Annotated in this window: 12 protein-coding genes; 9 read left to right on the plus strand and 3 right to left on the minus strand. The window is 57.8% G+C overall.

Annotation, left to right across the window (positions count from 1 at the left end; translation table 11 throughout):
- Positions 1-681 precede the first annotated feature (681 nt).
- On the minus strand, positions 682-1524 hold the full coding sequence (locus BXA01_RS26885) for a hypothetical protein (protein WP_157115942.1): 843 nt from the start codon (positions 1522-1524) through the stop codon (positions 682-684).
- Positions 1525-1526: 2 nt separating this feature from the next.
- Positions 1527-3236 (minus strand): AAA family ATPase, encoded by a 1710-nt coding sequence (locus tag BXA01_RS26835; protein ID WP_083957525.1) that lies wholly within the window; start codon positions 3234-3236, stop codon positions 1527-1529.
- Positions 3237-4037: 801 nt separating this feature from the next.
- Between BXA01_RS26835 and BXA01_RS00835 the strand changes: the two genes are divergently transcribed.
- Positions 4038-4397 (plus strand): DUF6124 family protein, encoded by a 360-nt coding sequence (locus BXA01_RS00835; protein ID WP_016774969.1) that lies wholly within the window; start codon positions 4038-4040, stop codon positions 4395-4397.
- 131 nt (positions 4398-4528) lie between these two features.
- Here the strand turns inward: BXA01_RS00835 and gspI are convergent, their stop codons facing one another.
- Positions 4529-4903: a type II secretion system minor pseudopilin GspI gene (gene gspI, locus BXA01_RS00840; RefSeq protein ID WP_076562597.1), complete on the minus strand. Its 375-nt coding sequence runs from the start codon at positions 4901-4903 to the stop codon at positions 4529-4531.
- Positions 4904-5051: 148 nt separating this feature from the next.
- Between gspI and gspG the strand changes: the two genes are divergently transcribed.
- From gspG to BXA01_RS00880, 8 genes are all read left to right on the plus strand, one after another.
- Positions 5052-5510 carry a type II secretion system major pseudopilin GspG gene (gspG, locus tag BXA01_RS00845; RefSeq protein ID WP_076562599.1) on the plus strand — a complete coding sequence of 153 codons (459 nt, stop codon included), beginning with the start codon at positions 5052-5054 and terminating at the stop codon, positions 5508-5510.
- A 47-nt stretch (positions 5511-5557) separates the two neighbouring features.
- Positions 5558-6478 carry a type II secretion system minor pseudopilin GspK gene (gene gspK, locus BXA01_RS00850; protein WP_076562601.1) on the plus strand — a complete coding sequence of 307 codons (921 nt, stop codon included), beginning with the start codon at positions 5558-5560 and terminating at the stop codon, positions 6476-6478.
- Complete coding sequence (gene gspL, locus BXA01_RS00855; protein WP_076562603.1) at positions 6475-7596, plus strand: type II secretion system protein GspL; 1122 nt, start codon at positions 6475-6477, stop codon at positions 7594-7596. The genes gspK and gspL overlap by 4 nt, the downstream gene beginning before the upstream one ends.
- A complete protein-coding gene (gene gspM / locus BXA01_RS00860; protein ID WP_076562605.1) occupies positions 7589-8137 on the plus strand; it encodes a type II secretion system protein GspM in 549 nt (182 codons plus the stop codon). The genes gspL and gspM overlap by 8 nt, the downstream gene beginning before the upstream one ends.
- Positions 8134-10515 carry a type II secretion system secretin GspD gene (gene gspD, locus BXA01_RS00865; RefSeq protein WP_076562606.1) on the plus strand — a complete coding sequence of 794 codons (2382 nt, stop codon included), beginning with the start codon at positions 8134-8136 and terminating at the stop codon, positions 10513-10515. Before gspM ends, gspD begins: the two co-directional genes overlap by 4 nt.
- A gap of 453 nt (positions 10516-10968) precedes the next feature.
- A complete protein-coding gene (gspE, locus tag BXA01_RS00870) occupies positions 10969-12375 on the plus strand; it encodes a type II secretion system ATPase GspE (protein ID WP_076562608.1) in 1407 nt (468 codons plus the stop codon).
- Complete coding sequence (gene gspF, locus BXA01_RS00875; RefSeq protein ID WP_076562610.1) at positions 12375-13583, plus strand: type II secretion system inner membrane protein GspF; 1209 nt, start codon at positions 12375-12377, stop codon at positions 13581-13583. Before gspE ends, gspF begins: the two co-directional genes overlap by 1 nt.
- Positions 13584-14048: 465 nt before the next feature.
- Positions 14049-15152: a substrate-binding domain-containing protein gene (locus BXA01_RS00880; protein ID WP_076562612.1), complete on the plus strand. Its 1104-nt coding sequence runs from the start codon at positions 14049-14051 to the stop codon at positions 15150-15152.
- Positions 15153-15252 lie beyond the last annotated feature (100 nt).

The raw sequence follows: 15252 nt of genomic DNA on the forward strand, positions 1-15252 counted from the left end.
GCTTCCCTAATTATTCAAGTCTAATCTTCAGTAGCATACGAGCCACTGCGAATGGTTCTGAGACTTCGGCTATCAGATGAAGCTGGGTACCCGCCTTGTTTTAACTAGATTTCGTAGTTGATAGCTTCGCGATTCCAGTTAAATAATTCTGGGCGCTCTGGATGCCTCCACTTTCCCACGCAAGGTATCCATCCGAACGAAGCGTCCCTTCTTCGAGGGCACTCCTTGTAGAAGACGATAGCCGTTAAATGGAAAGCTATGCAGTGCCTTAGACTCAATTTTTTGCCCAAAGTATTGATTGCAGCGATCACAGGTAATCCGGTCCTCCTATCGGGGCATTTGTCCCATCTCACAACTCGGGAACAATATGGGCTACTGCCGAGGTCTTACTGCTGTGACAAACAATGCACGAGAGGGTAGTCGGCATATTTATGTGATCCTAATAAAGTTAGACGACAACCTGATCGGGCTGCCGCGTGAGTAAATATGACGAAAGGACCTGATTTGTCCTTCCGACCTAATCAATCCGCGTTTTCCGATACTTAATAATCGACCGGTCCGAAATGCCCACTGTAGTCAACGTGTGTGGAGATGAGACGATTGAGACACTCACGCTGACCAAGCCGCTTTCCAAAGGCCTAAGTCAGCTTTATATATTTAACATGGCAAAACCTTCCTGTCTTAGTCGGATTCATTCGATGGAGGGGGCGCGCGTAAATTAAATGAATCTCCAAAGATCGCGTGTAAATTATCGTTCGAGAGAGCAGCGAGACCCTTGCAAAGAGCGTGGTGCCAAGAGTTGTAATCTTTTTTTCTCTCGCTTATATAAATTTGATCATCAATTACTTGCTTGCGAAATTCTGTGGCTGAATTATATTTCTCTGCAGAAATTCTCAGCGTTTCCAATGAATCTAGTGTTCTATTAATGTAGGAGGTTTCATCTAATGAAATTTCGATATGGTAGTCAATGCGCAGCTGTTCCTCATCATTAAACGGTGTGCGGTCGTATGTAAGGTGAAAGCCGATAATGCCACAATCAAAGTTTACAACAGTGTAAACATCTAGTTTCTTTAATATCTGTTTGTCGAAATAAGGATGAAGGGGGCTCGTAGTAGCTCCATGAGCATTTAACGAGTTTCTTTTGCTATTGCAGCTCCCGCAGGACGGCAACAGATTTAGGCTGTAAACTGAAAACTCCGGATATGATGCTTGGGGTAAATAATGCTCAATTGTCCGTGCACCGTCACCTCCACAGAATGGGCAACTGTTGAGCCCATTAATATAAAGCTCTGAGATCCAGTTAAGACCCGCGCTCACTGGTTTATTGGAGTAGGCATTTTCAAAATCTCCACGCTGCGCTTCACTCACCTCAATGGGGACAATCGAGGGCGATCCTTTTTTTAACACATATTGACGATAGGAGTTTTTTATTTGCTCGCTAATTCCAACCAGGCTTGTGTAATGGGCGAGGACGCTTTCAAGTATAGTTCTATCGAAAATTCGTTTATAGGAGAGGGATCTCAATGTCATTCTCCTTGATGCTTCATTAGCTCTCTTATTTTTACAAGCATATCCATGCTTAAAAACCCATTATATCTATCCACTATTTCGTTAAGGTTCAAAGAGGAGTCCGCAATCTCAGAAGCTATTTTACTGTGAAACGATGTAATTAAGCTATCTCCGAAGACTGAGTTTGATAATGCGGTTACGCTCGCGCCAAGAGTATTCATATATACCCTCTCAACACTTACGTTTTTTGAATTGTCTGTTTTTATTACGTGCGCGCAGTGTGAAGGTACTTCGCGGACGACATATGCAGAGTGAGTCGCAATTAACGCGACGGAGGATGTTGCTTTGAGAACCATATAAAGCAGGTTCATGAATTCGGTTACAAGATTCGGGTGAAGATGGGTTTCTGGTTCGTCAATTAATACAATGGTGCCTTGGTTTGCAGATGTTAGGAAATGTGTTGCAAACCGAAAATACATTTTCTGCCCGCTACTTAGAGGAACTGCTAGGTTTTCATCTGCCCTGAATGCTAGATCGCGCGAAAAATCGATATCGCCCAAGATCTCCAGCAATCTCATTTCTCCTCCTCTGATCGCGTTAATCCCTGCCCATTGATTGCCTGCCTCGTCAATTATGTATGACGTGCTAGTGGCCTCTGCAAGTATAGGGACTAGTAACTGCGCCGAAGGTATAACTTTTTGGAGGATTTTTTTTAATAATATAAATCGACTTTCAGTGCCAATTAAGTCAGCTTCGTTTCGTATTATGTCAACAAGCAATCGTGGAAGAGTTTCCGAACTGTCCAGGCCGATATCAAAATATTGATAATCGAGAGGCCCTGCGAGATTGGTAGTGCGAGGAAAAATATTTCCAGGGTCTGATGAGTAGACTATTATTCTACTGTACGAAGGAAGTTGCATCCAATCCGATTCATCTATTCCTAAGTTCGATGCGCTCGTTGTCTTATCATTTATGTCATACAGCTCAGATCTTTGTTCCTCTGGTAAATCCGAGTTCAGCTTGGCAGCTATTCCCAATACTAGATTATTAAGGTACCTTGTTTTTCCGACCCCGTTCACTCCAATAAGGCAATGAATTCTATCAGGGATAAACTCTATCTCGTGATACGGAAAGCCAATTATGTGTTTGTTTTGAAAACCCTGTAACTTCGTTGAAAAGCTAAAAGGGATTTTAGCTTCTACTAGCGGTTGTCTGCGAAACGCTGATTTATAACCAAAGCGAAAAGCCTTATATGGACCTAGATCCCTAAGTACAGCAACCTTGAATTGCTGAGTTTCGATGATTTTAGCGTATGTGCTAGAGCTAAGATTTCCGGCATGTAAGTTGGCATTTATTTCTTGTATGGAAGTTAGAAGGCTATCAAAATCCGCTCTTGGTATTTTGCCGGCAAGATCGCTGTAGCTTTGTTGGGAAGCAAAAACTAGTGAATAGTTGGGGAAGATTTTATTGGGGGTTTTCCATTTTGTTTCGTCTGTATTCGCAGATCGTAGGTATTTTATCCATTCGGTTACTGAAGGTTGAGGCGTATCTTCCACAAATGGCAGTAGTCGTGCTGGTATATCTGTGAGTAAGCCGTTAACCAAAACTCTCACATTTACACGCAACGTATATCCGAAATCATTCCAACCCGATCCAGTCGCATATATTAAAACTTGATTCGGGCCATCAAGCGATCTAGCTTCCTCGTGAAACTTAATTTCCCACATCCCTTTAATCCTTTGATGAAATCTTGAAAGCTCCAATGCTTTCGACTGAATTTATTTACGTCGCACTTTTATCGTTCGCTTATTAACGTACTTGTATGTGCTACGGTTTTTTTTGAGATGCTAGCAGAATGATATCGAGTAAGGCTAGGGCACCCGATCAGGTAGAGGCGATGCGCAGAAGGCAGCTATGCACCGTTAAATCACAGGAAGAAGTCATTTTTGCTTATGGCGCTGAGTATGCATGAGTTGATGCGCGGCGATGTGGTAACGCGACTCGCGCGCGTCAAGCTAGGTTGCCAGTGCTTGATCGCTTCTCAATTTAGATTTGCGACATCCAAGGTCCACTTTTGGTCGATAGCTGCACTCGTTTTCACGTATGAAATACAGCTTTGCAGTGATTTACGGAACGAAACTCCAATCGTGACGTAACGCAAATTCAGCTCATAAACACCAGCGTTTAAAAAGACATCTCCAGTCACGCTCCCAGGCTACACATCCTTGCGCCTTTGCCTACAGCTGCGCCAGAATCCGCCGGCTTGTGCGCCTTGGGGGCGGGTTCTATTGTGGTCGGGTCGCTGACGAATCAGCGATCGGGTTTGGTAGCCCGGCTTAGACTTGGCGCATTGCGTCACCCGATTCAGTCCTTTCAGGGGCTGTTGCTTTATGGTGGCCATGCGCAGGGCGTCTTCGGGCGCGCCGGTTTTCCAAGTCACCGGTCTACCAACCTTCGTATGGCCACCACCCCCTTCGTTTGGTAGCGAAAAGATGATGGCTCCTTTTCTATGATTTGGAGATTCACTCATGATCAAACCAACACCCAACCCGCCCGAAACCGACCCCACTTCTCCCTACGAATCCCTCGATTCAAACAAGCTCCACGAAGCCGCCGACCGCGCGCTCGATCATTACCTGTCACCAAACAATCTCCTGCCTCCGCCGCGCAAGGCGCGTGGGATGTATGCGGTGACGGCGGATACCAAGAATGAAGAACTGCTGGCTGATGCAAGTGAAACGCTTGCTTCGGCCAAGACGATTGCTCAGGACATTTCCAGTTTGCTGCCAGCGCCGCAGCGGCGGGCGCTGTTGGGGGTTGCTCAACTGATCATGTTGGGGGAGCTGGCGGTGAATCGGGTGATGGATAATTTGGAGGTGGCGGGGTGATGTGATGTGCGGGGCGCCAGCGGGTTGATTTGTTGTTTGGGCTGGCGCCTTCGCGAGCAGGCTCGCTCCCACAGGGGGATTTGTGTTTGTTGCGGGAGGGAAGATCAAAAGATCGCAGCCTTCGGCAGCTCCTACGGTGGGCGGGTCAGTAAGGTTTCCAACCTGGCCAATGGCGGCGCATCCTGGTTGCGGTCAAATACTTGGATTCCAATCCTGAGCAGTCGCCCATTCTCTGCGCTGGCGATCACCTGTTCGCAGCGCAACATAAGCCGTCCTTGATCACATTCAACAGCCTTCATCCCATTCGGTAATCGCCCTTCCAGACGCAACTCAGCCATCCGGCTCTGCGCGGCGATCAGCGCAATCGATCGATCCCGCAACACCCCATTACTCTGCGTCATCAACCCTGCCACTCGCACGGCGGCGGACATGGCGACGGCGATGATCGCCAGTGCCACCAGCACTTCAATCAGGGTGAATCCTTCCTCTCGCGTTTGCGCGCGCATACATGGCCCAAAAGCAAAACCCAGCCCTCGACGCTAACCCCCGTCCTTGACGGCTTGACGACGGAAACACCCGAGGATTTTCAACATCCCTGACATATCTTCTTGCAACACTGCGCGTCGAATTCGGATCAAGCCAGGGAATGTCGAGATGGATATCGCACCTTTGAACACGCTCAGTCAGTCGCCGCGCATGCCGCGTGGGCAGCAGGGTTTTACCTTGATCGAGATCATGGTGGTGGTGGTGATTCTGGGGATTCTGGCGGCGATGGTGGTGCCCAAGGTGCTCGACCGGCCGGATCAGGCGCGGGCGACGGCGGCGAAGCAGGATATTGGTGGGTTGATGCAGGCGTTGAAGTTGTATCGCCTCGATCACGGCACGTATCCGAGCATGAATCAGGGGTTGAAGGTGTTGGTCGAGCGGCCGGCGGATGCGAAGAACAGCAACTGGCGTTCGTACCTGGAGCGTTTGCCGAATGACCCGTGGGGCCGGCCTTATCAGTACCTCAACCCGGGCGCGAATGGTGAGGTCGATATCTTTTCCCTCGGCGCCGATGGCCAGCCTGACGGCGATGGCGTGAATGCCGATATCGGTTCCTGGCAGTTGTAAGGCCGGCCGTGAACACAGGTTCGCTCAACGGGGCGAAGCAACGGGGCATGGCGATTATCAGCGCGCTGTTGATCGCCGCCGTGGTGGCGGTGATTGCGGCGGGGATGTTGACGCGTCAGAGCGTGGCGACCCGGGCGCTGGAGGCCGATCAGCAGCGGGTGCAGGGGCGTTGGCTGGCGCAGGGTGGTCTGGAGATCAGCCGGCAGTTGCTCTGGGATGCGCGCCTGCGTGATCCGTTGACCCGGCGCGATCAGCCTTGGGCGCAGCCGTTGTTGGCGGCGGGTTTTGCCGGGCGGCTGGAGGACGAGCAGGGCAAGTTCAACCTGCGCAATCTGGTCGCCAATGAGCGCATCGATGAGGCGCAGGTGCAGGCGTTCGCGCGTTTGTGCGAGCTGATCGGCGTGAGTGGCGTTGTCAGCCAGCGCATCCGCCAGCGAGTGATTGCCGGGTATCCGCATCTGCTGAATGCGCAGATTGGTGCGACGGGCAAAGCCGGTTTCGACAGTGGCCGCGCCACTTCGCCGGATGCCGATCACAAACCGCAACCGCCGAAGGTGCCGATGCTGCGCACGCTGGATGATTTGCGCAGCGTCGAAGGCATCACCGATGCGCTGCTCGGCCAACTGGCGCCGTACGTGACGGTGATTCCGGCGACGACGTGGATCAACGGCAACACCGCCACGGCGCAGGTGCTGGCGGCGCATGTGCCGGGGCTTTCGCTGGAGCGGGCGACGGCGTTGATTGCCGAGCGTGACGCCGGGCGCTGGTTTATCAATCGCGGCGATTTTGTGAACCGCTTGCGCATGCCGCAGTTGGAAGTGAGCAGCGTCAAAGTTGGCATCACCAGTGACTGGTTTCGTTTGCGCGGTGAGGCGCGGCGGGATCAGCGCCGGGTCAGTCTCGACGCTTTGCTGCACCGCAGTGAGGATCGGCTGCCGCAGGTGATCTGGTCGCGGGTGGGCGCATGAGCCAGTTGCGCGTCGCGTTGCCGCCGCTGGCGGAGCTGGAGTTGCACAGCGAAGTGAGTTGCGCCTGGCTGGATCGTCAGGGGCAGGTCAGTCGTGAGGAACGGCTCACTTTGAGTCAGTTGGGGCAACGGCCGAAGCAACCACCGCTGTTGTGCTTTCTGCATCCGGCCGACAGCCTGCTCGCCAGCATTGATCTACCGCCGCTGCCCGCGAACAAAACGGCGGCCGCTGTTCAATGCGCGGCACAGGCGTTGATGCTCGGCGACAGCAGCCAGATGCATATCGGCCACAGCCCTCGCGATGCGAGCGGGCAGGTGCAGATTGCCTGGGTTTCGCGCCAGCATTTGCAGGGTCTGGCTGCGGTGCTCAAGCAAGCGGGTTTGAGTTTGCGCGGTTTGTATCCGGCGCCGTACAGCCTGCCGGTGCTGCCGGGGGGTGTTGCTTGTGTGGCGGACGGTCATTGGCTCCGGCGCGAGAGTCTGAATAACGCGCAGGTTGAGCCGTTGCTCGGTGACGAAGTTGATGAGGCATCGTTCGCAGCTGACGCGACACAACGCTGGATCGGTCCATTGCCCGGTTGGGGTTTGCACGGTGGTCTGCAGCAAAGCGGCGGCGAGCAACGTGGCTGGGGTCGTGCTGTCGGGTGTGTGGCTTTGGCTGTGGCAGTCTGGGTGGTCGGCCTGAATCTGTACGCCGCTCGCGAAGCTCGGCAGGGCCAGCAGCTCAAGGCGCAGATGAGTCAGCGGGTGAAGCAGGCGTTTCCCGAATTGCCGGTGATTCTCAACCCGCTGCAACAGGCCCGTCAGCAACTGGAGCAGCGGCAAAAAGGCGCGGTCGATGACCCGGCGCAGAACTTCAATCGACTGGTGTTGCAGGCCGGCACCGGCATGCCGTTCATGGCCGGCAGTGTCGAGCGCCTGACCTATCGCGACGGCGCCTTGCAACTGGCCTTGCTGAGCGATGCAAACCGTGGCGGCAACGATAAGGACTGGCAAAGCACGTTGGCCCAGGCCGGCATCAGCGTCACTGCCGATGACGCAGGCTGGACCTTGCGGCCGAGCGATGAATCCAGCGCAAACACCAACGAAGACGACGACAGCGGAGCAGACGATGAGTAGGGCGACGCTGGCGATTTACCGTGCGCGCTGGCAGCGCTTCAGCAGCCAGTTGCAGGCGCGTTGGCAGCCGTTGGCGTTGCGTGAGAAACGCATGGTCGCCGGCATGGCGCTGGTGCTTGTCGGTCTGCTGATCTGGCTGACGCTGGTCAAGCCGCCGTTGGCCACGATCACTTTTTGGCAGAGCAAAACGCCCAAGTTGCGCGCGCAAACCGAGGCGCTGGAAGTGCTGTTGCGCAGCGTCAATGTGCGGCCGCAGGGGCAAAGCGTTGACCAGTCGCTGGAGCAAAGTCTGCAAGCGGCGGGGCTCGCCGGGCATTACCAATTACACGCGGCGGAGGACGGCGCGTGGCAGTTGAATGTCGACGCCGCGCCGGCCGATGCGCTGCTCGACTGGCTGCTCAGCCAGCCATCACAACTTTCTCTGCAGGTGGTCGAGGCGCAGTTGCAACGCGCAAGCGCGGCCTCGACCGAAGTCACTGCCGGCACATTGTCAGGCACCGTTCGCATGGATCAGGCGCAGGGCGCTAAGGAAGCTTCATGAAGGAGTCACGCTGCAAACCGGCACGTCTGGCGCTGCCGTTGTTGCTGATGGCATTGAGCGCGTGCAACAGCACCACGGCGCCGCAGAATCAGCCGCCGCTATTGGTCGACAGCGAACTCGGGCGCCCGCTGGCCAACACCCAGCGCAGCGGCGATGCGGTGGCCGATCGCGAACGGGCGCAGGCTCAGGCGCGGCCGGTGCCCAAGCAGTTGCACAACATCAGTCAGCGTGGGCGCAGTGCTGGTGTTGCGCCGAGCAATGCGATCCCGCGCAATCCGTTGGGCGAGCAACCGGTGACGCTGAATTTTGTCGAGGCGGATATTCAGGCGGTGGTGCGTGCGCTGTCGCGGGCCACCGGGCAGCAGTTTCTCGTCGATCCACGGGTCAAGGGCAATCTGACCTTGGTCTCGGAAGGTCAGGTGCCGGCCCGTCAGGCCTACGACATGCTGCTCGCGGCGTTGCGCATGCAAGGCTTCAGCGTGGTCGATGTCGGCGGCGTGGCGCAGGTGGTTCCCGAGGCCGACGCGAAACTGCTCGGCGGGCCGATCTACAGCGCCGACAAACCGGCCGGCAACGGCATGCTCACCCGCACGTTTCGCCTGCAATACGAGAACGCGGTGAACCTGATTCCGGTGCTGCGTCCGATTGTCTCGCCGAACAATCCGATCAATGCCTACCCCGGTAATAACACCGTGGTCATCACCGATTACGCCGAGAACCTTACCCGCGTCGCGCAGTTGATCGAGAGCATCGACACGCCGAGCGCGATCGACACCGATGTGGTGCAGATTCAGAACGGCATCGCTGCCGACATTGCACCGATGGTGGCCGACTTGCTCGACGCGCCGGGCAACGATCCGACGCAGAAAATCGCGGTGATTGGCGACCCGCGCTCCAACACCATCATCATCCGCGCCGGCAGCCCCGAGCGCACCGAGCTGGCGCGCAACCTGATCTACAAACTCGACAACGCGCAGAGCAATCCGAGCAATCTGCACGTGGTTTATCTGCGCAACGCCCAAGCGGCGAAACTCGCGCAGGCATTGCGCGGTTTGCTCACCGGCGAGAGTGACAGCGGCAGCAGCGACGCGGCGCGGTCGGTGCTCAGCGCAATGGGCAGCAGCACCGGCGGCAATGCCGGGCAGAACGGCCAGAGCAATACGCCGAGCACTGGCACGGCGACCTCGACTGGCAGCGGCGCAAGCGGCGGCAGTTATGCGCAGGGTAGTGGTGGCGGCAGCAGCAGTGGCGGTACGCAGAGCAGCGAACAGAACGTTGCCTTCAGCGCCGGCGGGGTGACGATTCAGGCCGATGCCACCACCAACACGCTGCTGATTTCCGCGCCGGAACCGCTGTATCGCAATCTGCGTGAGGTTATCGATCTGCTCGACCAGCGCCGTGCTCAGGTGGTGATCGAGAGCCTGATCGTTGAGGTTGGCGAGGATGATGCCAGTGAATTCGGTGTGCAGTGGCAGACCGGTGATCTCGGCGGCAAAGGCGTGATCGGTGGCGCTAATCTGGGTGGTGCGGGTCTCAACACGGGGGCCAAGAACAGCATCGACGTACTGCCGCAGGGTTTGAACCTTGGCTACGTCAACGGCACGGTCGACATTCCCGGCATCGGCAAGATTCTCGACCTGAAAGTGCTGGCGCGGGCGCTGAAGAGCAAGGGCGGCACCAACGTGCTGTCGACGCCGAACCTGCTGACGCTGGACAACGAGGCAGCGAGCATTTTTGTCGGCCAGACCATCCCGTTTGTCAGCGGCAGCTACGTCACCGGCGGTGGGGGCACCAGCAACAACCCGTTCCAGACCGTGACCCGCGAAGAGGTCGGCCTCAAGCTCAACGTGCGCCCGCAGATCTCCGAGGGCGGCACGGTGAAGCTGGATATCTATCAGGAAGTCAGCAGCATTGATGAGCGCGCGTCCAACAGCGTGACTGCGGCGGGCATCGTTACCAACAAGCGCGCGATTGATACCAGCATTCTGCTCGACGACGGGCAGATCATGGTCCTCGGCGGATTGCTTCAGGACGGCTACAGCCAGAGCAATGATGCGGTGCCGTGGCTGGGCAGCCTACCGGGCATCGGCGCGCTGTTTCGCAACGAACGCCGGGCGATCACCAAGACCAACCTGATGGTGTTCCTGCGCCCGTACATCATCCGCGACAGCGAAGCCGGGCGCAGCATCACCCTCAACCGCTACGACTTCATGCGCCGCGCCCAGGGCGGCTTGCAACCGGAACGCAGCTGGGCGATGCCCGACATGCAGGCGCCGCAACTGCCAAGCGCCGCGCAAGGCGTGCCAGCGCCGGGGCCGACATCAGGCCCACGCGCCACGATCAAAGCCGTACCGATTGAAGGGAGCACCCGGTTTTGACTGAGATGATGACTGTGGCGAGGGGATTTATCCCCGTTCGGCTGCGCAGCAGTCGTAAAACCGGTACACGCGATTTGCCTGGAGAAACTGGTTCTCAAGGTTTGGGTCTGCTTCGCAGCCCAACGGGGATAAATCCCCTCGCCACAGAGGATCTCATTGCCACTGAGGATCCCATTGCCACGGTACCGATTGAAGGGAGCACCCGGTTTTGACTGAGATGATGATTGTGGCGAGGGGATTCATCCCCGCTCGGCTGCGCAGCAGTCGTAAAACCGGTACACGCGATTTGCCTGGAGAAACTGGTTCTCAAGGTTTGGGGCTGCTTCGCAGCCCAACGGGGATAAATCCCCTCGCCACAGAGGTTCTCATTACCACTGAGGATCCCATTGCCACAAGGGATCCCATTGCCACAGAAGATCCCATTGCCACGGTGGATTGTGGGGAGGGTGGGCGATGAGTGTATTGCCGTATGCCTGGGCCAAGGCGCAGCGCATTCTTTTGCGCGATGGCGTGTTGACGGTGTGCCCGTCGACGCCGGGCTGGTCGATCAGCGAAGTGCGTCGGCAGTTCGGTGCGACGCGGCTCGAGCGGGTGCGTGATGACGAGCTCGACGGTTTGCTCGCCAGCGCTTACGCCGACACCGGCAGTGCGGCGGCGGTGGTGGGGGCTGCGGAAAACGAGGTCGATCTCGATCGGCTGATGCAGGACATGCCGGAAATCACCGACCTGCTCGACACCCAGGACGGCGCGCCGGTGATTCGCATGATCAACGCCTTGCTCACCCAGGCTGCGCGCGATGAGGCCAGCGACATTCATATCGAGCCGTTCGAAACCCATTCGGTGGTGCGCTACCGCGTCGACGGCACCCTGCGCGATGTGGTCTCGCCGCGCAAGGCGTTGCACGGTGCGCTGGTGTCGCGGATCAAGATCATGGCTCAGCTCGATATCGCCGAAAAACGCCTGCCGCAGGATGGGCGCATCGCGTTGCGCGTAGCGGGGCGGCCGATCGATATTCGTGTGTCGACGGTGCCCACCGGCCATGGCGAACGGGTGGTGATGCGCCTGCTCGACAAACAGGCCGGGCGCCTGCATCTGGAAACCTTGGGCATGGATGCGCAGGTGCTGGCCAAACTCGATCACCTGATTCGCCAGCCCCACGGCATCGTCCTGGTCACCGGGCCGACCGGCAGCGGCAAAACCACCAGCCTCTACGCGGCGCTGGCGCGGCTGGATGCGAGCACCAGCAACATCCTCACCGTGGAAGATCCGGTGGAATACGACCTGCCGGGGATCAGCCAGATTCAGGTCAACGCCAAGATCGACATGACCTTTGCCCTCGCGCTGCGGGCGATTCTGCGGCAGGACCCGGACATCATCATGATCGGCGAGATCCGCGATCTCGAGACCGCGCAAATCGCCGTGCAGGCCTCGCTCACCGGGCATCTGGTGCTGGCGACGCTGCACACCAACGACGCGGTGTCGGCGGTCAATCGCCTGATCGACATGGGCGTCGAACCGTTCTTGCTCGCGTCATCCATGCTCGGCGTCCTCGCGCAACGTCTGGTGCGGCGCCTGTGCAATCAGTGTAAACAGGAAGATCCGGCCACGCCCGGCACCTGGCGTCCGGTCGGCTGCGCAGCGTGCAATCACACCGGTTACAGCGGCCGCACCGGCATCCACGAATTGTTCTGCATCGACGACAACATCCGCACGCTGATCCACCAAGGGGCAGGGGAGCAGGCTTTGCGCGCGGCGGCGTCGAAAGCGGGCATGTTCAGCCTGCGTGAGGACGGTGAGCGCTGGATTCGCAGCGGTGCCACCGCGCCGGAAGAAATCCTTCGTGTGACACGGGACGCCTGATGAATCGCTATCGCTTTGAAGCGGCGGATGCCACCGGGAAAATCGAGTCCGGCCACCTTGAGGCGGACAGCCAGAGCGCGGCGTTCAGTGCCTTGCGCGGACGTGGATTGACAGCGTTGTCGGTGCACGAGGAAAGCAACGTCGCCCGACACGGTGGCGGTTTGTTCAGCGCCAGACTCTCCGACAACGACCTCGCCTGGGCCACGCGGCAACTGGCGAGCCTGCTCGGCGCCAGCCTGCCATTGGAAGCAGCGCTGAGCGCCACAGTCGAGCAGGCGGAGAAAAAGCACATCGCCCAGACCCTCAGCGCCGTGCGCGCCGATGTGCGCAGCGGCATGCGTCTGGCGGAATCGCTGGCGTCGCGGCCACGGGATTTTCCCGAGATTTACCGCGCGCTGATTGCCGCTGGCGAAGAGTCTGGCGATCTGGCGCAGGTGATGGAACGGCTGGCCGATTACATCGAGGAACGCAACAACCTGCGCGGCAAGATTCTTACTGCGTTCATCTATCCGGGCGTGGTCGGGCTGGTGTCGATCGGCATTGTGATTTTCCTGCTCAGCTACGTGGTGCCGCAGGTGGTCAGCGCGTTTTCTCAGGCGCGGCAGGATTTGCCGGGGCTGACGCTGGCGATGCTGACCGCCAGTGATTTCATTCGCGCGTGGGGCTGGTTGTGTGCGGCGCTGATGACCGGGGCGTTCTGGAGCTGGCGGCTGTATTTGCGCAATCCGGCGGCGCGTTTGAGTTGGCATCACCGGGTGCTGAAGTTGCCGCTGTTTGGGCGTTTCATTCTCGGCCTCAACACCGCGCGATTCGCGTCCACGCTGGCAATTCTCGGCGGCGCCGGCGTGCCGTTATTGCGTGCATTGGAAGCGGCGCGGCAGACCTTGTCCAACGACCGCTTGAGCCTGAGCGTCAGCGAGGCCACGGCGAAGGTGCGAGAAGGTGTCAACCTCGCCGCCGCGCTGCGCGTGGAGAATGTGTTCCCGCCGGTGCTGATTCACCTGATCGCCAGCGGCGAGAAAACCGGCTCGCTGCCACCGATGCTCGAGCGCGCGGCACAGACGCTTTCCCGGGACATTGAACGACGGGCGATGGGCATGACCGCCTTGCTCGAGCCGCTGATGATTGTGGTGATGGGCGGGGTGGTTCTGGTGATTGTGATGGCGGTGTTGTTGCCGATTATTGAGATCAATCAGTTGGTGCAGTAGCCCAGTCTGATGTTGTCTGGTCGGGCCTCATCGCTGGCAAGCCAGCTCCCACAGGTTTTTGTGTTGTACCCCAGATTGCATTAACAACACTGCACCCCTGTGGGAGCTGGCTTGCCAGCGATTGGGCCATTCCAGCCAACAAATTTCCCAAATAACTTTCACCGGTCTGCCTACCACCCGAGCCCCAATCCGCCCATCCTCGGGTTCTCCATTCTGTCATCTGCAACCACCCGCCAACGGCTCCAGCCCGATTCAGCCAAACCCCCGATCCAGACGCGCCGCAACCCACCGCAAACACCCGAGAAATCCGCACCCAAATCCCCCCGCAGCTCCCGAGGTTTTTTCCTTTATCTGTCACCGGAAGCTGCGAATTTCTCCCTGCGGCTCCACTGCGGTGGACCCTCCCGGTGTCATGCAAGCCTTCCGAAACCTGTGTTCCAAACCAAGTTGAAAAGGAGATTCTTCATGTTCAAGCGCACTCTGATCGCCGCCTCACTGACCGTCGCCGCTCTGGCTTCCGCCCAGGCCATGGCCGTAACCGGTGGTGGCGCCTCGCTGCCTGCCGCGCTGTACAAAGGTTCTGCCAACAGCATCCTGCCTGCCAACTTCAGCTACGCCGTAACCGGTAGCGGCATTGGCAAAAGCGCTTTCCTGACCAACAACGCTGCCCAGTTCAGCACCACCGGCACCGTGCATTTCGCCGCTAGCGACTCGATCCTCAGCGCTGCGGAACTGAGCACCTACACCACCAACTTCGGTGCTTCGTACGGCCCGCTGATCCAGCTGCCATCGGTGGCCACTTCGGTTGCCATTCCGTACAAAAAATCCGGTCAGACCGCGCTTAACCTGACCAGCGCTCAACTGTGCGATGCGCTGTCGGGCACCGCCACCACTTGGGGCGCTCTGCTGGGTAACGCCGACAGCACGCCGATCCGTGTGGTTTACCGCAGCGTGTCCAGTGGCACCACTGAAATCCTCAGTCGCCACCTGAACGCCGTTTGCCCAGGCAAATTCGCCGTCAACTCCACCTTCACCAACGCTCGTCTGCCGGCCGGTTCCGCGCTGCCATCGACTTGGGTCGGCGTAGCCAACACCGCTGATGTGGCCACTGCGGTGAACGCCGTGGACGGTTCGATCGGCTATGTGGGTCCGGACGGCGTGAACGCCACCAGCAACGCTGTGGTTGCCCGCGTCAATGGCGTCCAGCCAACCAACGCTAACGTGACGCTGGCGCTGAGCACTGCACCGGTGCCAAGCGCACCTGCCAACCCGGCTGGCTGGGCCCCGGTCGTGCCTAACCCGGCAAGCGGTTACCCGATTGTGGCTTACACCAACTTCATCTTCGGCCAGTGCTACAAAGATGCAGCCGTGGCCACCGCCGTGCGCAACTTCCTGACCACCCACTACAGCAACCCGGGCAACAACGTCGCCACCGTCGCCCACAGCTTCACGCCGGTTCCCAACAACTGGAAAACCGCTGTGACCGCCAACTTCATCACCAACACCTCGGGCAATAACCTGGACATCAACAACGCCAACGCCTGCAACGGCATTGGTCGTCCTTTGTAAGCCTTGTCTCAACTGCAATGAAACGGCAGCAGCCTTCGGGCTGCTGTTTTTTTTTGCCGATTTACTCCTTGATCATGAAGTTTGTGTGACATCCGTTCGG

Source organism: Pseudomonas sp. B10, assembly GCF_900156235.1.
Classification (GTDB): domain Bacteria; phylum Pseudomonadota; class Gammaproteobacteria; order Pseudomonadales; family Pseudomonadaceae; genus Aquipseudomonas; species Aquipseudomonas siliginis.